This window comes from Microbacterium sp. Leaf159 (assembly GCF_001423615.1).
Classification (GTDB): domain Bacteria; phylum Actinomycetota; class Actinomycetes; order Actinomycetales; family Microbacteriaceae; genus Microbacterium.
Map to the genome: position 1 here is coordinate 122253 of NZ_LMOU01000002.1, position 12005 is coordinate 134257.

General features: G+C 68.0%; 11 protein-coding genes and 1 tRNA gene. 2 read left to right on the forward strand and 10 right to left on the reverse strand.

Going from position 1 to position 12005, the window contains the following annotated elements; translation table 11 throughout:
- Positions 1 to 248 precede the first annotated feature (248 nt).
- The 6 genes from ASF80_RS14185 to ASF80_RS14210 form a co-directional block, all read right to left on the reverse strand.
- A complete protein-coding gene (locus ASF80_RS14185; protein WP_056312338.1) occupies positions 249 to 1823 on the reverse strand; it encodes a flavodoxin reductase in 1575 nt (524 codons plus the stop codon).
- A gap of 27 nt (positions 1824 to 1850) precedes the next feature.
- A complete protein-coding gene (locus tag ASF80_RS14190) occupies positions 1851 to 2708 on the reverse strand; it encodes an FAD:protein FMN transferase (protein WP_056312339.1) in 858 nt (285 codons plus the stop codon).
- 16 nt (positions 2709 to 2724) lie between these two features.
- The gene (locus ASF80_RS14195; RefSeq protein ID WP_056312341.1) at positions 2725 to 3192 is read right to left on the reverse strand and encodes an FMN-binding protein; all 468 of its coding nucleotides are present in this window, start codon (positions 3190 to 3192) and stop codon (positions 2725 to 2727) included.
- Positions 3193 to 3277: 85 nt separating this feature from the next.
- Complete coding sequence (locus tag ASF80_RS14200) at positions 3278 to 4312, reverse strand: ribose-phosphate diphosphokinase (RefSeq protein ID WP_056312343.1); 1035 nt, start codon at positions 4310 to 4312, stop codon at positions 3278 to 3280.
- Between the two features lie 9 nt (positions 4313 to 4321).
- Positions 4322 to 5752, reverse strand: coding sequence for a bifunctional UDP-N-acetylglucosamine diphosphorylase/glucosamine-1-phosphate N-acetyltransferase GlmU (gene glmU / locus ASF80_RS14205; RefSeq protein ID WP_056312345.1), 1431 nt, complete (start codon positions 5750 to 5752; stop codon positions 4322 to 4324).
- Position 5753: 1 nt separating this feature from the next.
- Positions 5754 to 5825 (reverse strand) — tRNA-Gln (locus ASF80_RS14210).
- Between the two features lie 71 nt (positions 5826 to 5896).
- Here ASF80_RS14210 and ASF80_RS14215 point away from each other — a divergent pair.
- Both ASF80_RS14215 and ASF80_RS14220 read left to right on the forward strand, forming a co-directional pair.
- Entirely contained in the window at positions 5897 to 6391 is a 495-nt protein-coding gene (locus ASF80_RS14215; protein WP_042537429.1) for a MarR family winged helix-turn-helix transcriptional regulator, read from the forward strand.
- Positions 6392 to 6409: 18 nt separating this feature from the next.
- Positions 6410 to 7333, forward strand: a complete 924-nt coding sequence (locus tag ASF80_RS14220; RefSeq protein WP_200934829.1) for a pseudouridine synthase — start codon at positions 6410 to 6412, stop codon at positions 7331 to 7333.
- Here the strand turns inward: ASF80_RS14220 and ASF80_RS14225 are convergent.
- The 4 genes from ASF80_RS14225 to ASF80_RS14240 form a co-directional block, all read right to left on the reverse strand.
- Positions 7320 to 7979, reverse strand: coding sequence for a methionine ABC transporter permease (locus ASF80_RS14225; protein WP_056312350.1), 660 nt, complete (start codon positions 7977 to 7979; stop codon positions 7320 to 7322). The two genes, ASF80_RS14220 and ASF80_RS14225, sit on opposite strands and share 14 nt — an antisense overlap.
- Positions 7979 to 9022 carry a methionine ABC transporter ATP-binding protein gene (locus tag ASF80_RS14230; RefSeq protein ID WP_056312352.1) on the reverse strand — a complete coding sequence of 348 codons (1044 nt, stop codon included), beginning with the start codon at positions 9020 to 9022 and terminating at the stop codon, positions 7979 to 7981. The genes ASF80_RS14225 and ASF80_RS14230 overlap by 1 nt, the downstream gene beginning before the upstream one ends.
- A 99-nt stretch (positions 9023 to 9121) precedes the next feature.
- The gene (locus tag ASF80_RS14235; RefSeq protein WP_056312353.1) at positions 9122 to 10042 is read right to left on the reverse strand and encodes a MetQ/NlpA family ABC transporter substrate-binding protein; all 921 of its coding nucleotides are present in this window, start codon (positions 10040 to 10042) and stop codon (positions 9122 to 9124) included.
- A gap of 91 nt (positions 10043 to 10133) precedes the next feature.
- Positions 10134 to 11954 (reverse strand): Na+/H+ antiporter, encoded by a 1821-nt coding sequence (locus ASF80_RS14240; RefSeq protein ID WP_056312355.1) that lies wholly within the window; start codon positions 11952 to 11954, stop codon positions 10134 to 10136.
- Positions 11955 to 12005 lie beyond the last annotated feature (51 nt).

Sequence of the window (12005 nt, forward strand, 5' to 3'; positions counted from 1 at the left end):
TCCGTGCGGAAGTGACCCCGCACCGCCCCGACCGCCCCACCCGCAGGCGGGGCCAGAAAAGCATCCTAAACGGACGATTGCCGTGCGAAAGTGACCCCGCACGGGAGGTTCCGTGCGGAAGTGACCCCGCACCGCCCCACACGGGAGTTCCCACACGGGAGTTCCCACACGGGAGTTCCCACACGGGAGTTCGGGTCCGGTACGGGAGCGACCGCCCCCGGCCCGAAGGCCCCCGGACTCGGCCCGACTCAGTAGCCGGCGAACGCGTCGGTCGTGAGAGAGCGGGCCTTCTGCAGTGCCGGGGCGAGGTCGGCGATCAGGCGCGGCGGGCCGGAGATGAACGAGTGCCGCGCACCGAGGTCGGGAACGTACCGCTCCAGCCCCGCGGCATCGAGCCGGGCACCCTGCGCCCACGTCCAGTGCGCGGGGAGATCGGCCGGCTCGTCACGGGTGAAGACGACGACACGAGCACCGGTCGCGGCGAGTTCGTCGCGGAACGCGAGCTCCGAGCTGTCGGATGCGACGTAGACCAGCACGACGTCACGCTGCTGCCCGGTCAGCTGCAGCTGACGCAGCTGGGACACGAACGGCGTCACACCGATGCCGGCCGCCACCATCAGCACCGGGGTCTCGGCGCGCGGCAGAAGGAAGTCTCCCCAGGTCCCCGTCACCGCGAGTGCGGATCCGGGCTCCGCGGCGGCCAGCGCGCGCTTGTAGCTCGACGGATGCTTCTGATCGCCGTCCTTGTACGCGATGCGCAGCGTCGGGAGATCGGCGGGTGCCGAGACGATGCTGAACTCGCGGCGGGTGCCTCGCGCATCCGGTCGGTGGTGCGGCACGTCCAGCTCGAGGTACTGACCGGGAAGGAAGCGGACCTTGCCCTTCGCGCGGAACGTGAGCTCCTGCGCGGTGGGGGTGATGAACTGGCGCTTCTCGAGCACGAGGCGCACCGACCCCCGCAGCGCGAACGCGAAGGCGAGGAGGTTGCCGATGAGCAGCGCACGCTCCTGGCCGAGCGTGAAGAGCCCGGCGACCTCGATCGGCCACCCGGCGAGCACGCCGACGAGCGCGGCCACGGAGAACTGCTGCCAGCGACGCGGCGGCAGGGTCAGCGGCTCCGACAGCATGAACGCCCCGAGGAACAGGAAGGGCGACTGCAGCACGGCGAACGAGAGAGCGGAGCCGAGGTCGAAGGCGATCTCGAACTCCTGCGCCTGCACCGCCTGCCGCAGGACCGACACGGCGACCGCAACGAGGAGGAAGATCACGACGATCCGCACCTTCTCGGTGCGCCACAGCACGGCGAGCCCCAGTATCGCCACGGGGATGAAGAGCGACGGCGTGCCGACCCACCATGACGACGACGTGCCGAGCCACTCGAAGGCTCCGAAGGAACCGAGGATCGACACCACGGCGGCGCCGAACGCCGCCGGGTTGAGGATGTGCCGCCCGCGCCACGCGATCAGATACTTCGACAGGCTCGCCACGGCACCGGCGATCGCGAGTCCCAGCAGCGCCGTCGGCTCGATCCCCGGTCGCAGGACGAAGAGCAGGATCAGCGCGGTGACGAGCGAGGACTCGATGCGCCAGGGCAGGCGCAGGATGCGCTGTGCCGCGGCGTCCACAAGCGAGATCACGACCGCGAGCACGACGAACGAGGCGATGATCTCGAGCGGTGCGGGTGAGACGATCACGCCGAGCGCCGACAGCACGAGCGCGATGAGCGCGAGCGTCAGCAGCGAGAACAGCACCAGCCGGTACATCGAGATGGCGCCGAGCAGCGCGAGGACGCGCTGGCGCAGGGCGGTGATGGAGGTGATCACGGGTCTACTCTTCCCTACTTCGGAGGCTCAGGGGCGGGTGGTGAAGAGCTGCGCCGGGCATCCTGGCGAGCGTTCGGCGCGGCCGTCCGTCGACATCCGCACCCATTCGACGCCCCACGTCGCTGCGAGCTCCGGGCCGCCGTCGAAGAAGAGCGCGGTGGCGATGGCGTCCGCCCTCATGGCCGCAGGCGCTATCGCCCAGGTCGCAGCCCAGGTGCGCACCGGGACTCCCGTGCGGGCATCGAGCACGTGGTGCAGGCCATCGCCCCACGCGCGACGGTTGATCGCCGAGGCGCACAGCGCTGCATCCTGCAACTCGATGACACCGATCGCCTTGCTCGCATCGTACGGATGCTCGAGGCCGATGCGCACGGCGCTGCCGCGCACCCTCATGTCACCGCCCGCGTCGACGACGAGATCGCCCGGCACGTCGGCGAGCACGTCAGTCACGATATCGACGAGACGCCCCTTGCCGAGTGCACCCACGTCGAGGAGTGCGGGGGCGGATGCCGTCGCCTCGCCTTCGGTCCATCGGACGCGATCGGTCCAGTCGCGAGGAGCGGCGATCGGATCACTCGCGACGAGGGAGTACGACGCGTCGTATCCGAGTGCTGCGAGGCTGTCTGCGACGAGCGGGTTGACCGCTCCGGTCGTCGCCTGTGAGAGGTCGAGGTAGGCGTCGAGCATCGCCCCGGCATCCGGCGACGAGATCGATCCTCCGTCACGCCCCACGCGGGTGACCGCGGAGTCGCCCCGGAACCGGGACCACTCCCGGTCGAACCGGTCGATCTCGGCGCCGACGAGCCGTCGTTCGTCGGCGCCGAGCTCGTTCGAGGTCTCGATCTCCCAGGTCGTGCCGATCGCGTCGAAGCGCCAGATCGCCATGGCCGTGTCAGGCGCCTCAGGCGGCGGCCTGCTCCTTGATCGAGTCGACGGCTTCGTTGAACCCGCCGCTGGTGAGCGACGAGCCGGCAACGCGGCTGACGTTCAGCTCGTCGAGCGACTTGCCCACGACCTCGTCCGAGATGCCGTCGATGAACTGTCCCTGGTACTGCTCGGTCTCGCGGGCCTTGGGGTCGCCCGTCACCTCGACCTCGGTCACGACGCCGTCGTCGATCGTGAGGGTCACGCTGATCGACTCGACCGTCTCGGGCGTCTGGTACGACCCGTCGGCCGTGTAGGTGCCGTCGGAGTAGTCGCCGGTCGACGCTCCCGAATCGGTCGATTCGGTGCTCGTGTCGGTTCCGGTGTCGGTGGACTGGTCTTCGGCGTCAGCGGTGCCGGAGCATCCTGCGAGGACGAGGAGCCCTGCGACGCCGGCGAGAGCTGCGCCCTTGCGAACAGAAGTCGGTACAGTCGTGCGGATCATGATGGTCCTCCCGGCCTTGATCGATGTGTTGATTCGACCGTAGGGACAGCATCTATGCGCGGGCTGTGCCCGATATATGAGTCGCTTACGCGTCTCCGCCGAACATGCTCGTGACGGATCCGTCTTCGAAGACCTCACGGATCGCGCGACCCAGAAGCGGGGCGATCGGCAGGATCGTCAGCTTGTCCCAGCGGCGGGACTCGGTCAGAGGGATCGTGTCGGTGATCACGACCTCGTCGATCGATGCGTCCTGAAGGCGCTCGGATGCCGGGTCGCTGAAGATCGCGTGGGTCGCTGCGACGATCACACGATGCGCGCCGTTCGCCTTGAGCGCCTGGGCGGCCTTGACGATGGTGCCACCGGTGTCGATCATGTCGTCGACGAGGAGGCAGGTGCGTCCCTCGACGGCTCCGACGATCTCGTGCACCGAGACCTGGTTGGCGACCTTCGGGTCACGGCGCTTGTGGATGATGGCCAGAGGCGCACCGAGGCTGTCTGACCATGTGTCGGCGACGCGGACGCGCCCCATGTCGGGAGAGACGACGGTGAGGATCTTGCGATCTTCCGCGCTCAGCGTGCGCTCGAAGTAGTCCAGCAGCACCGGCTTGGCGAACAGGTGGTCGACGGGACCGTCGAAGAAGCCCTGGATCTGAGCTGCGTGCAGGTCGACGCTCATCACGCGGTCGGCGCCGGCCGTCTTCAGCAGGTCGGCGACGAGGCGGGCGCTGATCGGCTCGCGACCGCGGCCCTTCTTGTCCTGACGCGAATACGGATAGTACGGGGCGACGACGGTGATGCGCTTGGCCGATGCGCGCTTCGCGGCGTCGATCATGATGAGCGCTTCCATGAGCCACTCGTTCACCGGCTCGCCGAAGGTCTGGATCAGGAAGAGATCGCAACCCCGGATCGAGACATCGAACCGGGCGTAGATCTCCCCCGACGCGAACGTGCGGTGCTCGGTGGGCACGACCTCGGTGCCCAGCGACGCGGCGACCGCGGCGGTCAGTGCCGGGTGCGAACGACCACCGGCGACCACGAGTCGCTTCTTGGTCTTGGCGACGAGTCCGGGGGCGATGCCGTTGTCCCGGTCCAGATCGACAGTCTTCTTCTTGCGCGCCATCGTTTTCGCCTATTCCGCCACTCGGGATCGGACTGCGGCGTCTGCCGCGCCCGTGCCTGCCCTGTTCTTCTCGACCCAACCCTCGATGTTGCGCTGAGGGGCGACGCTCATGGCAAGGGAACCGGCGGGGACGTCCTTGCGGACCGTGGCGCCGGCACCTGTCTTGGCGCCGGCTCCCAGCCTAACGGGCGCGACGAGGGTCGTGTGCGACCCGGTGTGCACCTCGTCCTCGACCACGGTGCGGTGCTTGTTCACATCGTCGTAGTTCGCGGTGATGGTGCTCGCGCCGAGGTTGACGCCGCGTCCGATGGTCGCGTCGCCGACGTACGACAGGTGCGGGACCTTGCTGCCCTCGCCGATCTCTGCGTTCTTCGTCTCGACATAGGCGCCGATCTTGCCTCTGGCGCCGAGCACGGTGCCGGGGCGGAGGAACGAGAAGGGTCCGACCGTGGCCTCTGCCCCGATCACGGCGAGCGTGGCGTCGGTACGGCGGACGATCGCATCCTCGCCCACCTCGCAGTCGACGAGCGTCGTGTCAGGCCCGATGATGGCCCCCTCGGCGATCGTCGTGGCGCGCAGGATGTGCGTGTTCGGGAGGATCGTGACGTCGGGCGCGAGCGTCGCGTCGTCATCGATCCAGGTCGTCGCCGGATCGATGACGGTGACGCCCTCGAGCTGCCAGCGGCGGACGATGCGGCGGTTGAGGAGGCGACCGACCTCGGCGAGCTGCGCGCGGTCGTTCACGCCGTAGGTCACGGTGACGTCGGAGACGACGGATGCCGCGACGCGGCTGCCGTCGCGGCGGAGGAGTCCGGGGACATCCGTCAGGTACATCTCGCCCTGCGCGTTGTCGACTCCCACGGATGGGAGGTACTTGCGCAGCGTGCCGACGCGGAACACGTACATGCCGGCGTTGATCTCGCGAACCGCCGCTTCATCGGCGCTCGCATCCTTCTGCTCGACGATGCGGTCGACGCCGCCCTCGGCATCGCGGATGACACGGCCGTAGCCGTTCGGGTCGTCGACGACCGCGGTCATCAGGGTCGCCTCGGCGTCCGCCTCGCGGTGCGCGTCGAGGAACGAGCGCAGCGTGTCGGCATCCGCCAGCGGGCAATCGCCGGAGAGCACGAGGACGTCGCCGTCGAAGGATGCGGGAAGAGCGTCGACCGCGACCTGCACGGCGCGTCCGGTGCCGGGCACCTCGTCCTGATCGATGAAGACCGCATCCGGGTAGTCGGCTTCGAGAGCAGCGATCACCTGGTCGCGCTCGTGGCGCACGACGACCTCGACGTGGGAGGCCTCGAGCCGACCGGCGGTCGTGAGCACGTGTCCGACGAGTGGTCGTCCACCGATCGGGTGCAGCACCTTGGGCAGGCGCGAGCGCATGCGGGTTCCCTGGCCTGCGGCGAGGATGATGATCGCGAGATTGTTCCCAGTCATGCTCCGCCGCCAGGACTCGAACCTAGACCTAACAGCTCCAAAGGCTGTCGTGCTGCCATTACACCACGGCGGACCGCGGCCCCCGAGGGAGCTGCGGGTCAAGTCTGCCACGTCCGCCTGCGTGCTACCGGCGATAATGGACGGATGACAGAGGCTGATGAGGTTGATCGGATCGTCGGCGCCTGGAACACCCAGCGCCCCGACCTCGACTTCTCACCCCTCGAGGTCCTGTCGCGGATGGATCGGCTGACCCGCCTGCTCGACCGTGCTCGTCGCGACGTGTTCCGCCGCAGCGACCTGGAGGCCTGGGAGTGGGATGTGCTCTCGGCTCTGCGCCGCGCAGGAGCACCGTTCCAGCTCTCCCCCAAGCAGCTGCTGCAGCAGACGCTGGTGTCGAGCGGCACCATGACGAACCGCATCGACCGGCTGGTCGGGCGTCGTTTCGTACGACGCGAGGGCGACCCGGCCGACGGTCGCAGCGTGCTCGTCACGCTCACGGACGACGGGCGGATCAGGGTGGATGCCGCGATCACGCGTCTCGTCGACGTGGAGGACGACCTGCTGCGGGCGCTGTCCCGCGGCGACCGTGACCGCCTCGCCGCGCTGCTGCGCAAGCTGAGCCTCAGTTTCGACGCGTGAGGACCTGACGACATGGCGATGCTCTCCCCTCTTCCGGTGCGCGACGGCGTCGGCGCCACGCGTCTGCACGTCCCGATGAGCGGCGAATGGCCGACCGTGGGCGCCTACATGATCGACCGCTTCTTCCACCTCGATCCCGAAGGCCTGCTCAGCCGCTTCGACCGCGGCGAGATCGTGGCCCGCGACGGCACTCCCCTGGCGCGGGACACGCCCCTGGGCGTCGAGGAGTTCATCTGGTATTACCGGGATCCCCCCGTCGAGACGCGGCTACCCGTGGAGATCGAGGTCATCCATCAGGACGACGACCTGGTGGTCATCGACAAGCCGCACTTCCTGCCGACGATTCCCGGCGGCAAGTTCCTGCAGAACTCGGCGCTCATCCGCCTCCGCAACCTGCTCGGCAACGATGAGCTCGCACCGATCCACCGACTCGATCGGGCGACCGCCGGGGTGCTCATGTTCTCGGCGCGCCCGGCGACCAGAGGGCCGTACCAGCTGCTGTTCGAGACCCGACAGGTGCAGAAGGTCTACGAGGCGGTCTCCGCCCTCCCGGCCGACTGGGATGCGTCGCAGTTCCCGCTCGTCTACCGCAACCACATCGTGAAGCTGCGCAACGAGCTGAAGGTGCAGGTCGACGACGAACGGGAACCGAACGCCGAGACGCTGATCGAGGTCCTCGAAGCCGACGAGCGCGTCGTGCACACACTGCTGCACCCGCACAGCGGCAAGATGCATCAGCTGCGGGTGCACCTCGCAGCTCTCGGCCTCGGCATCCTGAACGACCCGTTCTACCCCGAACTGCGCGGTGAGCGCCCCGACGACTTCGATCACCCCATGCAGCTGCTCGCCCGCGAGCTGCACTTCGTGGATCCGCTGAGCGGCGCGCCGAGGGTGTTCTCCACGACGCGCACGCTGCAGGAAGCGCCTCTCAGCGGCGCATGATCTTGCGCGCGAGCCGCGTGCCGAGCATCTGCACGAGGTGCACGAACACCACGATCAGCACGATCGCCGCCCACATCACGAGCGGTTCGAACTGACGGAAGCCGTAGATCTGGGCGAACGCACCGAGGCCGCCGCCGCCGATGAGACCGGCCATCGCGGTCATGTCGATGAGCGCGACGACGATGAAGGTGTAGCCCAGGATGAGCGGCCCGAGGGATTCGGGGATCGCCACGGTGAAGAGGATGCGCCAGGGGCCGGCGCCCATCGCGCGGGCGGCCTCGATGACTCCGGGCGAGACCGAGACGAGGTGCTGCTCGACGATGCGGCCGATCGCGAAGGCTGCGGCGAGACCGATGATGAACGCGCCGGCGGTGGTGCCGATGCCGGTGCCGACCACCACGCGGGCGAAGGGCTGTGCCACGGCCATGAAGATCACGAACGGGATAGGACGGAAGAAGTTCACCGCGAGGTTCGCGACGACGGAGACGGGTCGGTTCTGCGCGAGCCCGCCGGGGCGGCTGACGTAGAGGATGACACCGATCGCGAGACCGAGGATGCCGCCGAGCACGAGTGCGAACGACGTCATGTAGAGGGTTTCGAGCGCGGCCTTCCAGAATTCGGGCCACAGTTCGTTCAGACGATCCATCAGCGCGCCTCCTCTCCGGCGATCTCGGTGACTTCGACCCGCTGCGAGATCTCCCCCAGCGTGCGGTCGATCACGGCGCTCTCACCGCGGATCGCGAGCGTGAGGTGGCCGAACGCCCTCCCGCGGATGTCGTTGATCCCGCCGTACACGAGCTCGAAGTCGAGCCCTGCGCCCGCGAGGTCGAGGAACACCTGTGCCTGCGAGGAGTCTCCGTCGCGGAACGAGAAGGTGACGAGGCGGCCTCGGTGCCGCTCGCGCAGCACGCCGAGCTCGGACGGCGAGGGGATGCCCTTCACGACCGTGCCGACGAAGCGCTGCGACGCGGGGTTCTGCGGGGCGGAGAAGACATCGAAGACATCGCCCTGCTCGATCACGCGACCGTTCTCCATGACCGCGACCTTGGTGGCGATCGTCTGGATGACGTCCATCTCATGGGTGATCACGACGATCGTGACGCCCTGCTCCCGGTTGACCCGCTTGAGCAGATCCAGCACGTCGTGCGTGGTCTGCGGGTCGAGGGCGCTGGTGGCCTCGTCGGCGAGCAGGATGGCAGGGCCCGTGGCCAAGGCGCGGGCGATGCCGACGCGCTGCTTCTGACCGCCGGAGAGCTGCTCGGGGAAGGCCTTGGCCTTGTCGGCGAGGCCGACGAAGGTGAGGAGCTCGGCGACCCGCGTCTCGATGTCGGCCTTCGACCAGCCGGCGAGCTTGAGCGGGTACGCGATGTTCGCCTTGACGCTGCGCGAGGCGAACAGGTTGAACTGCTGGAAGATCATGCCGATCCCCCCGCGGACCTTGCGCAGCTCGCTCTCCCGGAGGGAGGTGATGTCGACGTCGTCGACCGTGATGGTGCCGCCGGTCGCGGGTTCGAGCGCGTTGATCAGCCGCACGAGGGTCGACTTGCCGGCGCCGGAGTATCCGATGATGCCGAAGACATCACCCTTCTCGATCGAGAGGGTGACGTCGTCGACGGCCACGACCTCGGCGTCTTCACGGGTGCGGGAGGGGTAGGTCTTCGAGACGTTCGTCAGGGTGACGATCGGCATGCGGTGCTCCGGTCTGCTTCGGGAACGAAGAATCGGGTGACGCACGAAGCGCCACCCGATTCTCCCTCATCGGACGGGGGTGTCTTGCACCCGGTCGTCCTACTTCTTGGCCTCGGTGTCCTCCTGGACCTTCTTCAGCGAGGCGACGAGGTCCTTGACCGGAGTCTGCAGCGGCACCGCGGTGTCACCCGACGACTCGATCAGACCGGCCTGCACGTCCTCGTTCGTCTGGAAGATCTCGACGAGCTTGAGGTACGTCTCGTTGTCGGCGTCCTCGGCGCGCGACGCGAAGATGTTCACGTAGGGCAGCGCGTTCGGGTCCTCCGGGTCGTCCTGCGCGATCGCGTCATCGAAGGTCAGACCGGAGTCCTCGACGAAGTCGTTGTTGATGATCGCCGCGGCGACATCGGGCAGCGACGTGGGGATCAGGGCGGCCTCGAGGGCCGTGACCTTCACCTTGGACTTGTCGGTGTCGACATCGGCCAGGTCGGAGAAGATCGTTCCGCCGCTCTTGAGCTCGATGAGACCGGCCGACTGCAGCACGAGGAGTGCGCGTGCCTGGTTCGACGCGTCGTCCGGAACGGCGACGGTCTCGCCCTCGGGGATGCTGTCGACATCGTCGTACTTCTTCGAGTACAGGCCCAGCGGGTAGATCGCGGTCGAGCCGATCGGCGTCAGGTCGGAACCCGAAGCGCTGTTGTACTCGGCCAGGTACACGATGTGCTGGAACTGGTTGAGGTCGATCTCCCCCTCGGTCAGTGCGGGGTTCGGCTGCTCGTACGAGCCGAAGTCGACGAGCTCGACCGTGATGCCCTCGTCAGCGGCTGCCTCGACGAAAGGAGCCCACTGTGCGTCTCCCTTGCCGACGACGCCGATCTTGACGGTCTCGTTCTCGGAGTCACCGCCGCCGGAGCCGGCGTCGGAGGATGCCGTCGCGCAGCCTGCGAGCGCGACGAAGAGCGGGACCGCGGCGAGCGCGGCGATGACGGACGTGGTCCGACGGGATGCTGTGATGGACATGAGTGTTCGGGTTCCTCTCTTGGGGGACTCGAATACGTTAGGCAGCGCGACGCCGCGCGCGACAATCGAGTGTCACAGAGCGTCACAGCTCTCAGTCGTACTCCTCGATGCCCTGCAGCCGGACCTGTTCGAGGTCGAGCCGCGCCGCGATGCGACGCACGACGAGATCGTCGACCGTGCCCTCTCTGCGGAGCCCCAGGAGCACCTCGCGCTTGCGGTCGATGAGAGCGAGCTTGAGACGCGTGTGCTCTTCGTGCCGCAGCAGCGGAGAGCGCTGCATGACGTCGACGTCGACCGATGTGGCGAGCATCTGCAGGGTCCTGACCTCGCCTTCGGGGCTCTCCCCGTCGGCGTCGATGCGAGTGGCATCCGGCAGACGCAGCACCGTCTGCGCCGCATCCGATCCGCCGTCGCTCGCCTCGCGGTCACCGGCCGCCTCGGACATCGTGTTCCCGCTGCCCAGCGGATCCGGTTCGTCGAGCAGCACGTCGAGCGCCTGCGCCTCGGCATCGACGATGGCCTGTTCACGGGCCAGTGCGCGCGCGTTCGAGAACTCGAGCATCTGGTAGCCCTCGGCGCGCACCTTGTCGCGGATCTCCTGCCCGACGCCGTGCTCTGCCGCGAGGTCGTCGAGGGCCGCGAGTGCTGCTCCCGAGATGGCACGCTCCGCGAGCTCGTACTCCTCGTCCTCTCTGTGGTCGACGGGGAACCGAGCCCACCGGACGATCGCGGGCAGCAGCGGGCCCTGCACGAGCAGGCTGAGCATGATGACGCCCGCGGTGACGAAGACGATCTCATCGCGGCCGGCGATCTCGCCTTCGGTCGCACTCGCCGCAGGGACAGACAGCGCGATCGCGAGCGATACGGCTCCACGCATTCCCGCGACGGTCGACACCGCCATCGAGCGCGCCCGCGCGCCGGTGGACGGGCGGGGGGTGATCCTGCGCTGGAAGAGGATGTTCATGACCTGGAAGAGGTAGCGCACGACCAGCAGCGTCACCCACACCCCGAGGGTGATGAGCACGAGGCGTCCGATCGCCGCGGCGGAGATCTCGTGCGCGACGAACTGCACCTCGAGCCCGATCAGCACGAACAGGGCTCCGTTGAGGAGGAAGACCCCGAACGGCCAGGCCGCGTCGGCCTGTCTGCGTGACGAGGCCGTGGTCACCCTCGGCGAGACGTACGCGACGATGAGACCGGCGACGACGACTGCCAGCACTCCGGACGCATGCACGATCTCGGCGAGGAGGAAGGCCGAGAAGGGAATCAGCAGGAGTGCGACGTTGATGACGATCGTCGAAGACGTGCGGCGCAGCAGCAGGTATCCGAGGGCCGCGATCACGACACCGGCCGCGATTCCTCCGACATACGAGGTGAGCACCGACATCGTCACCGACAGTGGCGTGATGTTGCCGCCGAGCGCCAGCGACACGGCGATCGCGTAGAGCACGAGCGCGGTGCCGTCGTTGGTCAGGCTCTCGGCCTTGAGCTTCATGAACATCCGGCGCGGCAGCAGCCGGCCGAGTGCGGCGACGGCTGTGGCATCCGGCGGCGCCACAGCGGCACCGAGGATCAGGGCGGTCTCCCACGGCATCCCGAACAGCAGTCCGACACCCGCGACGGCGAAGGCGGATGCGACGACCAGCACCGTGCTCATCGGCAGGATGTAACGGAAGTCACGGCGGATCGAGCGCAGCGACGTCGTCAGGCTCTCCCAGAACAGCATCACCGGGAGGAACAGCAGCAGCACGGTCTCGGGTGGAAGCTGGATCTCACGCAGCTGCGGCACGAAGCCGAGCAGCAAGCCGATGATGACGAGCACCAATGGCAGCGCCAGCCGCACTCGCGGCGCGAGCAGCGTGCCCACGAGGATCGTGAGTCCGATCAGGACGGTGACCTCGAGTCCTTCCATCTGAACCTCCCGGGTACCGCAGGATCAAGCTGTGCGATCCCGGATGGCATC

Bases quoted from the DNA above. Each gene is read 5' to 3' on its own strand.
- ASF80_RS14215 (WP_042537429.1), top strand. From the start codon at position 5,897: ATGACAGAGGCTGATGAGGTTGATCGGATCGTCGGCGCCTGGAACACC.
- glmU (WP_056312345.1), bottom strand. From the start codon at position 5,752: ATGACTGGGAACAATCTCGCGATCATCATCCTCGCCGCAGGCCAGGGA.
- ASF80_RS14220 (WP_200934829.1), top strand. From the start codon at position 6,410: ATGCTCTCCCCTCTTCCGGTGCGCGACGGCGTCGGCGCCACGCGTCTG.
- ASF80_RS14235 (WP_056312353.1), bottom strand. From the start codon at position 10,042: ATGTCCATCACAGCATCCCGTCGGACCACGTCCGTCATCGCCGCGCTC.
- ASF80_RS14225 (WP_056312350.1), bottom strand. From the start codon at position 7,979: ATGGATCGTCTGAACGAACTGTGGCCCGAATTCTGGAAGGCCGCGCTC.
- ASF80_RS14195 (WP_056312341.1), bottom strand. From the start codon at position 3,192: ATGATCCGCACGACTGTACCGACTTCTGTTCGCAAGGGCGCAGCTCTC.
- ASF80_RS14230 (WP_056312352.1), bottom strand. From the start codon at position 9,022: ATGCCGATCGTCACCCTGACGAACGTCTCGAAGACCTACCCCTCCCGC.
- ASF80_RS14190 (WP_056312339.1), bottom strand. From the start codon at position 2,708: ATGGCGATCTGGCGCTTCGACGCGATCGGCACGACCTGGGAGATCGAG.
- ASF80_RS14200 (WP_056312343.1), bottom strand. From the start codon at position 4,312: ATGGCGCGCAAGAAGAAGACTGTCGATCTGGACCGGGACAACGGCATC.
- ASF80_RS14240 (WP_056312355.1), bottom strand. From the start codon at position 11,954: ATGGAAGGACTCGAGGTCACCGTCCTGATCGGACTCACGATCCTCGTG.